We start from the raw sequence: 15,224 nt of genomic DNA, 5'->3' as shown, positions 1-15,224 counted from the left end.
CCGGATCAGCGCCTGATCAACGATGCGGCCAGGCTGCAGATCGCTAGGGCCCAAACAATCACCGCGCCCGAAGGCAGGTCCAACAGGGCCGACAAGGCCAGACCCAGGCCATAGGCGACGATGCCAATGCCATAGCCGGCCAGCAAGCGCGCCGAACCCTGCAGCTTGACGGTGCCCAGGGCCGGGATGATCAGGCTGGCGAAGACCAGATAGACGCCGACCAGTTGCACCGAGGCGGTGACGGCCAGGGCGAAGACGGCGTAGAAGCCAAAACGTCCCAGTCGCTCCACCCAGCCCAGGCGCATGGCCAGCAGCAAGGCGGCCGAGACGCCGCCGAGCCAGAGCAGCTGCGTGTGGTTGACCCAGAGGATCTGGCCGACCAGCAAGTCCTTCAGATGCTCGCCCCCATGCGGGTTGCCGGCCAGAATCAAGATGCCGGCGCAGGCCGCCAGGATGAACATCACGCCGATCAAGGCTTCTTGCTGCTTTGGCGCTTTGCGTTCGGTCCAGGTCAGCAGCCAGGCGCCCAAGAGCGCGGCGGTGACGGCCGCGGCCTGCACCGCGGGGCCGCCTTCCGGCAGGCCCAAGGCATCGGCAGCAATGACGCCCAGGCCGGCGATCTGCGCAATCGCCAGGTCGATGAAGACGATGCCGCGGTCCAAGACCTTGGCCCCCAGCGGCACATGGGTGGACAAGACCAAGAGCCCCGCGATCAAAGCCGGGCCGAGGATGGCCCAATCCATGGCCGCCCAGTTCATTTCTTCGCTCCGCTCTGAGCAGCCTGTCCGGCTTGCGCTGCCAGTAGGCGCGCCAGCGTGTCGTCAAACAGGCCGAACAAGTCTTTGGCGCCTTCGCTGCCGCCGACGGTGAAGGGGATCTTCACCGCAGGCAAGCCGGCGTTCTTGCTCAACCATTCAGACGGCTTGCCGTCTTGATAGGCCGCGTAGAGCACCATGCTGGCCGGCTTGGCCTTCAGCCGCGCCATCACGCCTTGCAAATGCGAGGCGCTGGGCTCGACGCCGGGCTTGGGCTCCAGCACCGCCACCTCGTTCAGGCCTAACCAGTCATGCAAGTAGACAAAGGCCTTGTGCTGCGAGACCACCGAGGCACCCTTCAGCGGCGCGGCCTGGGCGGTCCAGCGAGCCATGGCTTGCTCCCAGCGCTTGCTGAAGTCGCTGTAGGCCTTGGCGTAGGCGCCCGCATTGGCGGGGTCCACCTGCTGCAAGCGCGCACTCAAGGCCTTGGCCACCGCAGCGATCTGGCGTGGGTCGGTCTGGATGTGCGGGTTGCCGCTGGCATGCACATCGCCTTGCGAGCGGTCCAACTGGGGCGGTACTTCCAGCTTGCGCACATAGTCGGCGGCGGCAAAGTGAGCCGGCTGACCTTCTTGGATCTTGGCATTGCCCGATTGCTGCAAGAGGATGGGCAGCCAGCCCACCTCCAACTCGGCGCCGGTGCAAACCAGCAGATCGGCATTGCGTGCCCGCACGATCAGGCTGGGTTTGGCCTGGATCTGATGCGGGTCTTGCAGCGCGGTGGTGGCCGAGTTGACCTCCACCAGCGATCCGCCCAGCTCTTGCGTGAGCGCCGCCCATTCGGGCTCGCAGGCCAGCACGCGCAGCGCGGCATGCGCTGCGCTGAAGGGCAGGGCGGCGAGGCAAAGCCCGGCCAGCAGGCGCCGTAGACCCAGCCGGCTTTGGTTCAATGATTGGTTCATCGCAAACATCTCCTGGCGCGCGCTCAGTAGCTGTGAGCGCCGTGGGCGCCCAAGCTCATTTGGTATTGCAACATCAGCTGGCGGTCGCTGACGCCTTCGCGCGAGCGATCTTGTGCCAGTTGCAGACGGATGCGCGAGAACTCGCTGGGGCTGTAGTCCAGCATCAGCGAATGCTTGGCGGGCTTGTAGCGGCTTTGCGCGTACAGATCGCTGTTCAGGCCGTAGTCGGGGCGGCCGGCGTCCAGGCGTTCGGTGCGCAGGCCGACGCGCCAAGCGGGCATGAACTGATAGACCCCTTGCGCATACCAGCCCGACAAGGTGGCGCGGTAGTCGCCGCTGCTGGCGGCTTCGCTGTCGGCGGCATAGAGCAGGCTGCCCTTGCGGCGGCTTTGCAGATATTCGCCTTGCAGCTTGAAGTTGCTGCGGGTGGCATTGCCGTTCGGCGCCCATTTCCAGATCGCGTCCAGCACCCAGACCTGGGTGTCGCCATTGAAGGCGCTGTGCACCGATTCGCCGGCGGCATTCAGGCCTACCAGCTCTTGCGCGCTGGCCTTGGCGTTCAGCAGCGAAGCGCCCAAACGCCAGCTGTGGCTCTCGCCGATATCGCCGCCGGTCTTGGCGGTTAGTGCCCACATGCCGGGGCTGTTGCGCGAGGTGTCGGTGCCGGGGTGGCTGCGGCCGCGGCCGATCTCGGCGCCCAGCTCCAGGTACTGGTTCAGTGGCGCCAGCCATTTCACTTGCAGGCCGTCGTCACCGTATTGCCCACCGAGCAAGGCTTGGTAAGCCAGCGCGTTGTCAATAAAGTCCCAGGTGTGGGCATGCTGGGAGTTCATGGCGCCCATGCCGGACAAGAAGCGTCCGGCCTTGGCCGTCAGCCCGTGGCCCAGCGCCGTGGTCTGCACATAGGCTTCTTCCACCGAGACCTGGTTGTCGGGGTGCAGGGCCAGTTGCAGCGCGCCGCGCCAGAAGGGGTCGATCTGGGCCGAGATGCCCAGCTCCGATTCGGCCAGGCTCAGGCCGCGGGTGCCGGGGCCGAACTCGCCGTCGGTGGGCAGGTGGAAGCCGGTGATGCGGTAGTTCTCGGGGTCTTGGGAGGTGTTGGCATAAGTGCCCGAGAGGATCAGCGAGATGGCTGGGTTGAAGGCATTGGCGCCGGCCGTCTTGTTGTTGACAGGGGCTGCGGCAACGGCGGTCGCTGCGTCCGGGCTTGCACTTGCAGCCGGCTTGGCCGCTGCTGTCGCGCTGGCTTCAGCCGAGCGCAGGCGTTGCTCCAGGGCCTGCATGCGCGCCTCGTAGGCGGCGCGCATGGCCTCCATTTCCTGGCGCAGGGCTTTGATGTCGGTGGCGGTCTCTGCGGCCGGAGTTTGGGCGTGGGCGGCCATAGGCATGGCCATGGCGAGCGCGAAGCTCGCGGGAATCAGCTTGTGCATGTTCAGAAATCTCGTAGGGTCTGCGGCCCAGTGGCCCCCAGTAGCGCCCAGCGTGACAGCGACGAGAAGTCGCTATCGTGGCGCGCGGGTGCCAGGGCCGGCAAAGGCAAAAGGGCGCTTGGCCGCGCGCGACCAAAACACCAGGATTGGCTTTAGACGAAACGAGCAGGAGGGGCGCGGCTTTGATAGGCGCGCAGCGGCCGCTTGGACGGGCCTTGGCCGGGGGTGAACAGGGCCAGTGTCTCGCCCAGGCTGGGCGGGGCAAAGTGCAGGGCAGCCGCAGGCGGCGCGATCGCGTCGATGGCCGCAGCGGCCAAGCAGAGCTCGCAATGCGCCAGATGCAGCGCGCTGCTTTCGCGTTCGCTGCCGTCTTTCCTGCTCTGCGTGCTGTTCGTCGACGGACTCAGGTGCGAGAACGCATGCCAGCCCGACCAGCCCTGCGCCAGCGGCACGAGCAAGGCCAAGCACAAGACCCACAAGACGCGGGCGTCCATACGGCGGGGCTTGGTGTTGGCGGGGAGGGTGTGGCGTGCGATCACGATGGGGCAGGATCTTAGCCTAGGGGTGGAAGGCGCGTTGGCTAGGGGATTCAACCTCGGTTGTCCTTGCGAAGGCTTCGGCCAGCCTTTTTGAGGCTGACCCAATAGCTGCAGTCCGGCAGGCAACCTCATATGCTGGTACCGGCCGGCAGCACGCGCATGTATCCTCCTGGGCTCGTTGTCGCCTAAGGAATCACTTCTTCAGAATTGCAGTGGCGTTGCGACGCGGCTTTTTTATGCTTTTCATACTTCCTGACTTTGGCGCAAGCCGATTCGCTCAGTCCTTAAGCCTAACAAGGCGTGCCCGCCCCATGCGTACTGTTTTTATGGCTTTGCTCGTATCGGCCATTGCTTTGTCCGGAATGGAAGAATCAGCGCGAGCAGCGACGATCTCCATCCGAAGCAGCACCTTGGAGATGCGAGGCACGATTGACGCGGGCGATGCTGAGGCGTTTGAAAGAGCACTGACCGACGACATACAACTTGTACAAGTGCGGTCACCCGGTGGATTGCTGCTCGAAGCGATGCGGATCGGGAAGACTCTGAAGGCTAAGCAACTTAATGTTGAAATTGTCGGCCTGTGTGCATCTGCGTGCGCTCAACTGATACTTCCTGGCGCACATATCTTGAAGATTAAGGACGGAAGTGTCATCGCGATGCATGCAGCAGCAGAAGGCGCTTTCTTATCTGCACAGCGTGAAGGTGGCCTTTTGAATCTTCCAAATGCTGCACGGCAAGTCTTGCTCGGTACCCTTGGTTCGCTAAGGGACGAGATGACTGCTTACTTTGATGCAACGGGCGTCAACCGAAATTCAATGAACTTTATGTACCTTCTCACCTCCACATCACAGGTGGAAGTTGCATACAAAGAGGAGTCTGCTGGAAATTTCGCATTTCAACTGCAAGGACAACGCGACCCCCTGTGTCGTGCTTGGCTGCTGGATGCTGAATCACTAGCGTCATTTGGCGTCAAGGCAGATCGCTGGGAGTCAGCCGGCCGCCTCTGGGCATCATTCGTGTTGGGCGAAAAGTACGACCAAATCTACGATGGGCCGGTGCGCCAAGAAAGTGAACTTGGCGCAGTCAAAGACTGTGCTGCACTTCGCCGCCTACCCAGACTGCATGCCGCCGCTCAATGATGCCCAATCTCGCGCTCGAATGGGCCTACGGCACCAGGCGGAGTTGAGCGGCCGACGCGTTTTGCAGCTCTGCGAGGCTGGCCGACGCAGACCCTTCAGTGGCAAATTTGAACGACTGTCTGTCCGGTAGTCCATCCCACGTGGGGTTGAGCGCCTGTAGATCATCAGATGCCGAGTCACGGTCGAACGAGAAATCCCAAGTGGGGCACATCGATGGCTCCAAGAACAAAGAACTGCCCCCGCCATGAACCTACGATTTCTCGAAGCCTTTCACTGGGCCGTGTCCTTGCAAAGCGTGACGCGCGCTGCCGAGCGCTTGCACCTCACCCAGTCGGCCTTGTCGGCGCGGATTGCGGCGCTGGAGCAAGAGCTGGGCGTGGTCTTGCTGGACCGGCGCGACAAGCAGCAGTTCCGCCTGACCCAGGCCGGCCAGCGCTTTCATGGGTTGGCGCAACAGATGCTGCGCTTGCAGCGCCAGGTGAAGGAAGAAATGGGCCGCCATGGCGACGGCGCCGACAAGGAGGCCGGCCCGCGCCGGCCGGTGCCTCTGCGCGTTGGCGCCATCGAGTCGGTGCTGCACAGCTGGTTGAGCGACTGGCTGCTGAGCGTGCGTGAGACCCTGCCCGAGTTTGAGCTGGCGCTGACGGTGGAAACCTCGCTGGAGCTGGTGGAACAGCTGCGGCGCGGGCAGCTGGATCTGGTGTTCGCGTCCTTGCCGGCCGCCGATACCGCCGCGCTGCGCAGCCGGCCGCTGCCCAGCATGCCTATGGCTTGCCTGGGTCCGCAACACCTGCCGCCCTTGCCGGGGCGGCGTCGCCGCTACAGCCTGAAAGACCTGGCCGGCCAGGAGCTGCTGACCTTTCAGCGTGGTTCGCAGCCGCACCAAGCTTTGTTGCAGCTCTTCCAAGACGCGGCGCTGGAGCCTCCGCGCATCCACACCATCTCCTCGATTGCGGCCATGCTGCAGCTGGTGCAGGCCGGCTTTGGCATTGCGACCTTGCCGCTGGCGGTGGCGCAGCGGGTCGTGCAGCAGCAGACGCCTGCGGTGGCGCTGCAGATCCTGCCCTGCAACTTCGAGCTGGCGCCTTTGCTGATGCATGCCAGCTACCGCCCGGACCCAGCCTCGGGCTTGATTGAGGAGCTGCTGGCCTCGGCGCTGCCCTTTGCGGAGCAAGGCTGAACGACTACTTCATTAAAAAATTCGATCAGTCCAACAGAAATTTTGTTGTTTGATCGCGGCGCCATCGGCTCGCACAATGCCTGTCGAATCCGAACTCGAGGCCTTCGCCCATGTGCCCTGCCGACGCTAACGCTGACATCTCCACGCCTATTGCAGCCCAGCGCTGGCAGTTCTGGATCGACCGTGGCGGCACATTCACCGATCTGGTTGGCCGTGCGCCCGATGGCGCGCTGCGCACCCTCAAGCTGCTGTCCGAGAACCCCGAGCAGTACCGCGATGCGGCGGTCGAGGGCATTCGCCGCCTGCTGGGGCTGAGGCCCGGCGAAGCGATCACGCCGCAGCAGGTGGAATGCGTGAAGATGGGCACCACGGTGGCCACCAATGCCTTGCTGGAGCGCAAGGGCGACGCCACGTTGCTGGTCACCACTCGCGGTTTTCGCGATGCACTGCGCATCGCCACCCAGGCGCGGCCGCGCTTGTTTGATCGCAAGATCGTGCTGCCCGAGCTGCTCTACAGCCGCGTCATCGAAGCCCAGGAACGATTGAGTGCCCAGGGCGAATGCCTGAGGCCGCTGGACGAGCCCGCGCTGCGCACCGAACTGCAGGCTGCTTTTGATGCCGGCCTGCGCGCCTGCGCCATCGTGTTCATGCATGCCTACCGCTTCCCGGTGCATGAGTTGCGCGCCGAGGCGCTGGCCCGCGAGATCGGCTTCACCCAGGTCTCGGTTTCGCACCGGGTCAGTCCGCTGATGAAGCTGGTGCCGCGCGGCGACACCACGGTGGTGGACGCCTATCTGTCCCCCATCCTGCGCCGTTATGTCGAGCAGGTGGCCGAGCAGATGCCGGGCGTGCCGCTGTTCTTCATGCAAAGCTCGGGCGCCCTGACCGAGGCGCACCGCTTCCAAGGCAAGGACGCGATTCTGTCCGGCCCGGCCGGCGGCATTGTCGGCATGGTGCGTACCGGCCTGGCGGCGGGGCAGGCCAAACTGATTGGCTTCGATATGGGTGGCACCTCCACCGATGTCAGCCACTACAAGCACGAAGGCGATATCGCCGCCGATCCCGCAAGTTATGAGCGCGCCTTTGACACCGAGGTGGCCGGCGTGCGCATGCGCGCGCCAATGATGAGCATCCATACGGTGGCGGCCGGCGGCGGCAGCATCATCCGTTTTGACGGCGCACGCTTGCGCGTCGGCCCCGAGTCGGCCGGCGCCAACCCTGGTCCGGCCAGCTACCGGCGCGGCGGGCCGCTGGCGCTGACCGATGCGAATGTGATGCTGGGCCGCATCCAGCCAGATTTCTTCCCGGCACTCTTTGGCCCAACGGCCGATCAGCCGCTGGACCGCGACACCGTGGCCGCGCGCTTTGCCGAGCTGGCCCAGGCGAGCAGTTCGGTAGGCGGCCCCAGTTCGGCTGAAGAACTGGCCAGCGGCGCGCTGCAAATCGCCGTGGGCAGCATGGCCAATGCGGTCAAGCGCATCTCGGTGGCGCGCGGCTATGACGTGACGGCCTACACCTTGCAGTGCTTTGGCGGCGCGGGCGGCCAGGCGGCCTGCCTGGTGGCCGACGCTTTAGGCATGAGCCGGGTGTTGGCGCATCCCTTGGCCGGTGTGTTGAGCGCTTACGGCATGGGCCTGGCCGAGCAAGGCGCGCTGCGCGAAGCTTCGGTGGAGCGGCTGCTGGACGAGGCCGGCCTCGCGGCGGCGCGCGCGCAAGCAATGCTGTTGGACCAAGAGGCGCAGGCTGAATTGCTGGCACAGGGCGCGCCGGCCCATGCCTTGCGCAGCCGCGCGCGCTTGCTGCTGCGCTACCACGGCACCGACACCGCCTTGCCTTGCGAGCTGCTGCCGCAGACTGGCTTGGACGACTTGCGAGCCGCATTCGAAGCCGCCTACCGCCAGCGTTTTGCCTTCCTGATGCCGGGCCGCGCCTTGGTGATCGAGGCGGTGGCGCTGGAGTGCACGGCCATCGACCCGACGCCGCATGCAAGCGCTCGTGTGGACACGGCTGCATCGCTTGAGCCCTACCAGCCCGAGCCCGCCGCGCTGCGTCGCATGTACTGCCCGGCCGATGATGCCGGCCCAGCCGGCTGGCGGCCTGCGGCCTTGCATCGCCGCGAACACCTGCGCCCCGGGGCTTTGATCGACGGCCCGGCCATCCTGGCCGAGCAGAACGCCACCACCGTGGTGGACCCCGGCTGGCAGGCTCGGCTGCTGAGCGACGGCGGTCTGGAGATGCGCCGCGTCCTGCCGCGCAGCACCCTTCACGCCATCGGCACCCAGGTGGACCCGGTGATGCTGGAGGTCTTCAACAACCTCTTCATGAACATCGCCGAGCAGATGGGCTTGCGCCTGCAGAACACCGCGCACTCGGTCAATATCAAGGAGCGGCTGGACTTCTCTTGCGCCTTGTTCAGCGCGCGCGGCGAGTTGATTGCCAATGCGCCGCACATCCCGGTGCATCTGGGCTCGATGAGCGAGTCCATCCAGGTGGTGATGGCACGCAACCCGGCGATGGCGCCGGGCGATGTCTATGTGCTGAACGATCCCTACCAGGGCGGCACCCATCTGCCCGACATTACCGTGGTGACGCCGGTGTTTCTGCGCCGAGCGGGCACTGAACTCGTCACGGGAGAGCCTCCCAAGCCCGACTTCTTCGTCGCCTCACGCGGCCACCATGCCGACATCGGCGGCATCACGCCCGGCTCGATGCCGCCCTTCTCCACCCGCATCGAGGAAGAAGGCGTCTTGATCGACAACTTCAAGCTGGTGGACCGGGGCCAGCTGCGCGAGGCCGAGATGCTCACGCTGCTCACCAGCGGGCCGCACCCCGCGCGCAAGCCGGCGCAGAACCTGGCCGATCTGCGTGCCCAGATCGCCGCCAATGAAAAAGGCGTGCAAGAACTGCAGGCCATGGTCGACCAATACGGCGCCGCTACCGTGGCGGCCTACATGCAGCATGTGCAAGACAACGCCGAGGAATCGGTGCGCCGCGCCATCAGCCGTTTGCAAGACGGCGCCTTCACGCTGGCGCTGGACAACGGCGCGAAAATTCAGGTGGCGGTGCAGGTGGACGCCCAAGCACGCAGCGCACGTATCGACTTCACCGGCAGCAGCCCGCAACAGCTGACGAACAATTTCAACGCACCCCGTTCCATCACCATGGCGGCGGTGCTCTATGTCTTCCGCACCCTGGTGGACGACCAGATCCCGCTCAACGCGGGTTGTTTGAAGCCGCTGCAGGTGATCGTGCCGCCGGGTTGCATGCTCAACCCTTGCGCGCCCGCAGCGGTGGTGGCCGGCAATGTGGAGACCTCGTCTTGTGTCACCAATGCGCTCTACGGCGCCTTGGGCGTGATGGCCTCGGCGCAATGCACGATGAACAACTTCACCTTCGGCAATGCGCAGCACCAGTATTACGAAACCATCTCCGGCGGCTCCGGCGCGGGGCCAGGCTTTGACGGCCGCAGCGTCGTGCAAACCCATATGACCAACTCACGCCTGACCGACCCCGAGGTGCTGGAATGGCGCTTCCCGGTGCGGTTGGAGTCGTATGAGATCGCCGCTGGCAGCGGCGGCGCAGGCCAATGGTGTGGTGGCGATGGCGGCCTGCGCAAGATCCGTTTCTTGGAGCCGATGACCGCCTCCATCCTCAGCAATGGCCGCAAGTCAGGCGCCTTTGGCATGGCTGGCGGCGAAGCCGGTGCGCCGGGCCTGAACTGGGTGGAGCGCGCCGATGGCAGCATCGAGTCGCTGCCGCATCTGGGCCAGGTCGAAATGCAGCCCGGCGATGTGTTTGCGATTCGCACGCCGGGCGGGGGCGGCTATGGGCGGGCGCAAGACTAGGCCAGTCGCTAACTCGCCATCTGCAGGGCTTCCAAGCGCGGCAGCAGCCAGTCGCGCAGCGCACGCGCTGCCGGTGTCAGCTGGCGGCGGCCGGGCACCACCAAATACAGCGGCGAGGGCTCGCCCAGCCAGTCGGGGTGCAGATGCTGCAGCTGGCCACTGCGCAACTCAGCGTGCACGTCCAGCTGCGATTTGTAGGCAATGCCAATGCCGGCCAGGGCCCAGCGCTTCACCAACTCGCCGTCATTGGCCGAGTGCCGGCCCTGCACCGGCACGTCCTCCCACTGGCCGCCGATCTGCAGCCGCCAGCTCTTGGGCAGTTCATCGCGCAGCATAAAACGCAGCGCCTCATGCTGCGCCAGTTCGGCCGCCGAGGCCGGCAGCCCGTTACGGGCGATGTAGGCCGGCGAGGCCACCAGCAGACGGCGGTTGTTGGGCAGCAGCGGCAGCGCCACCTGCGCCGAGTCACTGGGCGCGCCATAGCGCAGGGCCAGATCCACTGGCGCGCGCATCAGATCGGCATGGCGATCGGACAAGTGCAGGCGCAGGGCCAGTTGCGGGTGGCGCTGCTGAAAAGCCTCCAGGTGCGGCAGCAGCACATTGCGGCCCAGGTCCGAGGGCAGGGCCATTTGCAGCTCGCCTTGCAAGACGGCGCCGCGCCGTGTGCCCGAGGCCAGCTCGCGGGCGGCGGCAATCGCCTCCAGCGCCTGGCGAAAGTGCGGCAGCAGGCGCTCGCCCTCGGCCGAAAGCCGCAGGCTGCGGGTGCTGCGCACAAACAAGGCCACGCCCCACTGCGCCTCCAGCCGCTTGATGGCGGCGCTGGCGCCGGCTGGCGATAGGTCCAAGGCCTTGGCCGCCGCAGTGAGGCTGCCCAACTCGGCGGTGCGCAGCAGCAATTCCAAATCAGCAATTCGACTCATCGTTCGATTTTCATTGAAAGTGAATCGTCCCAGAAGACCTGGGTTTCGAGGCTGCAAATGCGCACACTGGCGGCATGCTTTGATGCACGCCAAGAAAGGACTTCTCCATGTCGACTGCCTCCCTGTTCTCGCCTTTGAGTTTGGATTCACTGCAATTGCCGCATCGGGTGCTGATGGCCCCGATGACGCGGGCCCGCAGCAGCCAACCGGGTGATGTGCCCAATGCCTTGATGGCCGAGTACTACGCCCAACGCGCCGACGCCGGCCTCATCATCAGCGAGGCTTCGCAAATTTCGCCGCAGGGCAAAGGCTATAGCTTTACCCCCGGCATTTACAGCGAAGCGCAGGTGCAAGGCTGGCGCTTGGTGACCGATGCGGTGCATGCCCGCGGCGGACGCATGTTCTTGCAGCTGTGGCATGTGGGCCGCATCTCGCATCAGAGCTTTCATGGCGGCAATGCGCCGGTGGCGCCCTCGGCTTTGGCGTCTGGCGCCAAGGTGTGGGTGGCCGGCGAGGACGGTGTGGGCCGCATGTTGGATTGCCCCCTGCCGCGTGCGCTGGGCACGGACGAGATTGCCGCCATCGTGCAGGACTTCCGCCGCGCGGCCGCCAATGCCCTGCGGGCTGGTTTTGATGGCGTGGAGATCCACGGCGCGAATGGCTATTTGATTGACCAGTTCTTGCGCAGCACCTCCAACCAGCGCGATGACGCCTACGGCGGCAGTCGCGACAAGCGCTTGCGATTCTTGCTCGAAGTGGCGCAAGCGGTGGCCGACGAGGTGGGGGCGCAGCGAGTGGGTGTGCGGCTCGCGCCTTTCATCACCGCGCGCAATATGGCTTGCCCGGACATCATTCCCACCATCGTGCAAGCTGCCAAGGCGCTGTCCGCCATGGGCCTGGCCTATCTTCATTTGGCCGAGGCCGATTGGGACAACGCGCCCCAAGTACCGGAGGGCTTTCGCCATGAACTGCGCGCTGCCTTTGCGGGCCGCATCATCGTGGCCGGGGGCTACGACGAAGAGCGCGCCCAGGCCATCGTTGCCAGCGGACTCGTCGATGCCGTCGCCTTTGGTCGACCCTTCATCGCCAACCCCGATCTGCCCGAGCGCTACCGCCAGCAACTGCCCTTGGCCGGCTTCAATGCCACCCAGCTCTTTGGCGGCAGCACCGTGGGCTATAGCGATTACCCGGCTTGGCAAGAGCGCGTGTCGGCTTGAGCCAGTTTCGCCTGCCAATGTTCTGCTAACTTTTTATTCAAACGTCTACGAAACCATTCCTCAGGAGAAGCCCATATGAAAGCCATTGCCTATCAAAACGCCCTGCCCCTCAGCGACGCGCTGGCCTTGCAGGAGGTGGAGCTGCCGGCGCCGCAGCCCGGCCCGCGGGATCTGCTGGTGGAGGTGAAAGCCATTGCCGTCAATCCGGTGGACACCAAGGTCCGCAAGGGCGTGAGCGCCGAGCCCGGTCAATGGAAGATCTTGGGTTGGGATGCAGTGGGCATCGTCAAGAGCGTGGGCGCGCAGGTCAGCCTGTTCAAGCCGGGCGACCGGGTTTGGTACGCAGGCGCTTTGCATCGCGCTGGCGCGAATGCCGAGCTGCATGTGGTGGACGAGCGCATCGTGGCCCTGGCCCCGCAGTCCTTGTCGGACGCCGAGGCCGCCGCCTTGCCACTCACCGCCATCACCGCTTGGGAAATGCTGTTCGAGCGCCTGGGTGTGCCGCGCGCGGGTGAGGCGACTCGCGGAAAAGAAAGCCTGCTCATCATCGGCGCGGCCGGTGGCGTGGGCTCCATCATGACCCAGCTGGCCCGCCAACTGACGGACCTGCAAGTCATCGCCACCGCCTCGCGGCCCGAGACGGCGCAATGGGTGCGTGACTTGGGCGCGCATCAGGTGCTGGACCACAGCCAGCCCCTAGCCCAACAGCTGAAGGACGCCGGCCTGCCCGCGCCGCAGTATGTGGTCAGCCTGACGCAGACCGACCAACACTTCGATCAGATCGCCGAGCTGATCGCCCCGCAAGGCCGCTTTGGCCTGATCGACGACCCCGCACCGGGCAGCATCGACATCGGCAAGCTCAAGCGCAAGAGCGTTTCTCTGCACTGGGAGCTGATGTTCACCCGCTCGCTGTTTGACACTCCCGACCAGATCGAACAACACCGCCTGCTCAGCGAAGTGGCCCGCCTGGTCGACGCCGGCCGGTTGCGCAGCACCCAGGGCGAACACTTCGGCCGCATCACGGCCGAGAACCTGCGCCGTGCGCATGCCTTGCTGGAGAGCGGCAAGGCAAGGGGGAAGGTTGTGTTGGAGGGGTTTTGAGGGCCTAGCGCGCAGCTTGCGCCTAGGCCCGGTCCGGCGACGAAGAGAAGGACGGTGTGCCTTCGTTCTTTGTGAGTTGCAGTTGTGTGGGATTCAGAGTTTTGGATGCTGGCTCACGGGGCCATGAGCGCACGCGGCATGCGCCGTTTGCCCAGGCCCAGGCCGAGCAGGCCCAGCGCCATCAAACCCCAGCTTGCTGGCTCGGGGACAGGCGTTGCCAGCCAACCAAGGACATCGCCCGACACAGGGTCAGCGCTGTAGCCCACCAAGAAGCCTTCATTGTTGGTGCCGTAGCCAAGTGCCGAAGTCCCGTAGATGGGTGCGATGAAAGTCCAATCACCGGGCCGGCCCACCATCGCTTGAGAACCTGCAAATCCGGAGATGAGGCCCGCGTCATTGATGTCGCGAAAGCGCGGCACGCCGACACCGGGAATGCCGAAATACTCGGTGCGGGTCTTCGTGTTCAGATCAAATATGAAGGAGCCGGAACCTCCGGCGCGTGAGAAGCTGCCCGTGACCAGCCCGTATGAGTTGGCACCTTGAGCAATCGTTATCGTGTCACCGGCGACGCTGAGTTGCGTCAGTGTTTGAGTATTTCGGTCAAAGACAAAGCCGACGCCGGCCGATCCATCCTCTGGGTTGGAGTAACCCGTCAGATAGCGTCCATTGGATGAAATATTGCGAACATAGGTGTCACGTGCACCGGGCACTGCGAACTCCGTAAAGACACCGCCGTTATAGACAAAGGCATGCGATTTGCCGGTCTCGAAGTCGCCTTCCCAGTAGCCGCCGACCAGGGTGCCGTCATTGGCGATGCCGCTTAGGTGCGTGCCGGCCGTGGCATTCGGATGGACCAGACTGCTGAAAACGCCCGCGCTGTAGATGAAGCCCATGTTGTCGGATTGACCGACGATCACTCCGCTGTCATTGATGTCCCAGGGCTGCGTGATGCTGAAGCCGGGGCGGCTGAAAAGCGTTGGCTCACTGTAGCTGGTGGCAGCGGAGGCTGAAGTTGCCACCCACAGCATCAGGCCTGCGAGGCCGCTGATTGCGGCGTGACGTGCATCAAAGGCAGTGCTCATCTTTTTTGAGTTCCCTGAAGTGAAGTTCTAGGAATGGCCCGGCAAGCGCCAAATGTCCAGGCTATTGGTTGATTTTTTAATTCTTCCATTGCGTCCAAACCGCACATATTGGTGGATGCCCTGGCCAGGCCTGAAACCCTGCGATACGACTTAGGGCGCAGGCCTGCCGACACCGGATGCATGCGGGCTGCGGGTGCACGGTGCGAAACTGAGCCCTGCGGTGTGCGCTTTGATTGGGCACGCATTCCCTTTTCGCTGATCCAAGTCAAGACCTGCTGTCCCCATGCCCCACGCCGTCTCCCGGCTGCGCGCCGCCCGTCTGGCGCGCACCCACACGCCTTACCGCGCCCCTGGCGGCTTCAAGAGTGAGCGCTGCGAGCGTTGCCGGCTGCTGCCCAGCCATTGCATGTGTGCGTTGATGCCGCGGGTGGCGACGCGGGCGGGGGTGTGTTTGTTGATGGCGGATATTGAGCCGCTCAAGCCCAGCAATACCGGTTGGTTGATCGCCGACTTGGTGGCCGATACCTTTGCCTTCAGTTGGGCGCGCACGGTGGTGGACCCGACCTTGCTGGCGCTGCTGCAAGACCCGCAGTGGCAGCCGTTTGTGGTGTTCCCGGGCGAGTTTGTGGCGCCGGGGCGGGTCATCACCGACTTGCCGCAGGACACTGTGAACCCGGCGCCAGGGGCCAAGCGCCCGCTCTTTATCTTGCTGGATGCGACCTGGGGCGAGGCGCGCAAGATGTTTCGCAAGAGCCCCTACCTCGACGCTTTGCCGGTGCTGAGCCTGCAACTGGAGCAGGTCTCGCAATACAAGCTGCGCCGCTCGCGGCGGGACGATCATTTCTGCACCAGCGAGGTGGCGGCGCTGTGTATGAGCCTGGCCGGCGAGACGCGGGCGGGCGAGACGCTGGAGGCTTATCTGGACGTGTTTTCTCATCACTATCTGCAGGCCAAGAACAATCAGCCGATTGCTTGGGAGGACGAGGCGCATCAGCGCTTGCGGGCGCTGGCCGTGGCGCCTACTTGAGCGAGCAGCCCCGGGTGCGGTGCCTGA

Annotated in this window: 12 protein-coding genes; 6 read left to right on the top strand and 6 right to left on the bottom strand. The window is 64.8% G+C overall.

Annotated elements, in window-relative coordinates; all coding sequences use genetic code 11:
• Positions 1 to 5: 5 nt before the first annotated feature.
• From LNV06_RS16940 to LNV06_RS16925, 4 genes are all read right to left on the bottom strand, one after another.
• On the bottom strand, positions 6 to 758 hold the full coding sequence (locus tag LNV06_RS16940) for a metal ABC transporter permease (RefSeq protein ID WP_263539472.1): 753 nt from the start codon (positions 756 to 758) through the stop codon (positions 6 to 8).
• Positions 755 to 1,717 carry a metal ABC transporter substrate-binding protein gene (locus LNV06_RS16935; RefSeq protein WP_263539471.1) on the bottom strand — a complete coding sequence of 321 codons (963 nt, stop codon included), beginning with the start codon at positions 1,715 to 1,717 and terminating at the stop codon, positions 755 to 757. The genes LNV06_RS16940 and LNV06_RS16935 overlap by 4 nt, the downstream gene beginning before the upstream one ends.
• Positions 1,718 to 1,740: 23 nt before the next feature.
• On the bottom strand, positions 1,741 to 3,147 hold the full coding sequence (locus LNV06_RS16930) for a putative porin (protein WP_263539470.1): 1,407 nt from the start codon (positions 3,145 to 3,147) through the stop codon (positions 1,741 to 1,743).
• A gap of 152 nt (positions 3,148 to 3,299) precedes the next feature.
• Positions 3,300 to 3,686, bottom strand: a complete 387-nt coding sequence (locus LNV06_RS16925) for a DUF2946 family protein (RefSeq protein WP_263539469.1) — start codon at positions 3,684 to 3,686, stop codon at positions 3,300 to 3,302.
• 311 nt (positions 3,687 to 3,997) lie between these two features.
• On the opposite strand from LNV06_RS16925, the gene LNV06_RS16920 reads away from it, so the two are divergent.
• The 3 genes from LNV06_RS16920 to LNV06_RS16910 all read left to right on the top strand — a co-directional run bounded on the left by LNV06_RS16920 (position 3,998) and on the right by LNV06_RS16910 (position 9,850).
• On the top strand, positions 3,998 to 4,825 hold the full coding sequence (locus LNV06_RS16920) for a hypothetical protein (RefSeq protein WP_263539468.1): 828 nt from the start codon (positions 3,998 to 4,000) through the stop codon (positions 4,823 to 4,825).
• Between the two features lie 244 nt (positions 4,826 to 5,069).
• The gene (locus tag LNV06_RS16915) at positions 5,070 to 6,005 is read left to right on the top strand and encodes a LysR family transcriptional regulator (RefSeq protein WP_263539467.1); all 936 of its coding nucleotides are present in this window, start codon (positions 5,070 to 5,072) and stop codon (positions 6,003 to 6,005) included.
• A 110-nt stretch (positions 6,006 to 6,115) separates the two neighbouring features.
• Positions 6,116 to 9,850 (top strand): hydantoinase B/oxoprolinase family protein, encoded by a 3,735-nt coding sequence (locus LNV06_RS16910; protein WP_263539466.1) that lies wholly within the window; start codon positions 6,116 to 6,118, stop codon positions 9,848 to 9,850.
• Positions 9,851 to 9,858: 8 nt separating this feature from the next.
• Here LNV06_RS16910 and LNV06_RS16905 read toward each other — a convergent pair whose 3' ends face one another.
• Positions 9,859 to 10,770: a LysR family transcriptional regulator gene (locus LNV06_RS16905; protein WP_263539465.1), complete on the bottom strand. Its 912-nt coding sequence runs from the start codon at positions 10,768 to 10,770 to the stop codon at positions 9,859 to 9,861.
• A 107-nt stretch (positions 10,771 to 10,877) separates the two neighbouring features.
• Between LNV06_RS16905 and LNV06_RS16900 the strand changes: the two genes are divergently transcribed.
• Positions 10,878 to 11,987: an alkene reductase gene (locus LNV06_RS16900; RefSeq protein WP_263539464.1), complete on the top strand. Its 1,110-nt coding sequence runs from the start codon at positions 10,878 to 10,880 to the stop codon at positions 11,985 to 11,987.
• A gap of 75 nt (positions 11,988 to 12,062) precedes the next feature.
• On the top strand, positions 12,063 to 13,088 hold the full coding sequence (locus tag LNV06_RS16895) for a zinc-binding alcohol dehydrogenase family protein (RefSeq protein WP_263539463.1): 1,026 nt from the start codon (positions 12,063 to 12,065) through the stop codon (positions 13,086 to 13,088).
• A gap of 113 nt (positions 13,089 to 13,201) precedes the next feature.
• Here the strand turns inward: LNV06_RS16895 and LNV06_RS16890 are convergent, their stop codons facing one another.
• The gene (locus tag LNV06_RS16890; protein WP_263539462.1) at positions 13,202 to 14,170 is read right to left on the bottom strand and encodes a PEP-CTERM sorting domain-containing protein; all 969 of its coding nucleotides are present in this window, start codon (positions 14,168 to 14,170) and stop codon (positions 13,202 to 13,204) included.
• Positions 14,171 to 14,453: 283 nt separating this feature from the next.
• Between LNV06_RS16890 and LNV06_RS16885 the strand changes: the two genes are divergently transcribed.
• Entirely contained in the window at positions 14,454 to 15,197 is a 744-nt protein-coding gene (locus LNV06_RS16885) for a tRNA-uridine aminocarboxypropyltransferase (protein ID WP_263539461.1), read from the top strand.
• Positions 15,198 to 15,224 lie beyond the last annotated feature (27 nt).

This window comes from Paucibacter sp. Y2R2-4 (assembly GCF_025717535.1).
Lineage (GTDB): Bacteria > Pseudomonadota > Gammaproteobacteria > Burkholderiales > Burkholderiaceae_C > Paucibacter_A.
The sequence above is the reverse complement of the archived record's forward strand: the minus strand, read 5'-3'. Positions and strand labels throughout refer to the sequence as shown.

Excerpts from the sequence above, each read along its gene's own strand:
- LNV06_RS16910 (WP_263539466.1), top strand. The coding sequence starts at position 6,116 with ATGTGCCCTGCCGACGCTAACGCTGACATCTCCACGCCTATTGCAGCC.
- LNV06_RS16885 (WP_263539461.1), top strand. The coding sequence starts at position 14,454 with ATGCCCCACGCCGTCTCCCGGCTGCGCGCCGCCCGTCTGGCGCGCACC.
- LNV06_RS16895 (WP_263539463.1), top strand. The coding sequence starts at position 12,063 with ATGAAAGCCATTGCCTATCAAAACGCCCTGCCCCTCAGCGACGCGCTG.
- LNV06_RS16935 (WP_263539471.1), bottom strand. The coding sequence starts at position 1,717 with ATGAACCAATCATTGAACCAAAGCCGGCTGGGTCTACGGCGCCTGCTG.
- LNV06_RS16940 (WP_263539472.1), bottom strand. The coding sequence starts at position 758 with ATGAACTGGGCGGCCATGGATTGGGCCATCCTCGGCCCGGCTTTGATC.
- LNV06_RS16900 (WP_263539464.1), top strand. The coding sequence starts at position 10,878 with ATGTCGACTGCCTCCCTGTTCTCGCCTTTGAGTTTGGATTCACTGCAA.
- LNV06_RS16905 (WP_263539465.1), bottom strand. The coding sequence starts at position 10,770 with ATGAGTCGAATTGCTGATTTGGAATTGCTGCTGCGCACCGCCGAGTTG.
- LNV06_RS16915 (WP_263539467.1), top strand. The coding sequence starts at position 5,070 with ATGAACCTACGATTTCTCGAAGCCTTTCACTGGGCCGTGTCCTTGCAA.
- LNV06_RS16930 (WP_263539470.1), bottom strand. The coding sequence starts at position 3,147 with ATGCACAAGCTGATTCCCGCGAGCTTCGCGCTCGCCATGGCCATGCCT.
- LNV06_RS16920 (WP_263539468.1), top strand. The coding sequence starts at position 3,998 with ATGCGTACTGTTTTTATGGCTTTGCTCGTATCGGCCATTGCTTTGTCC.
- LNV06_RS16890 (WP_263539462.1), bottom strand. The coding sequence starts at position 14,170 with ATGAGCACTGCCTTTGATGCACGTCACGCCGCAATCAGCGGCCTCGCA.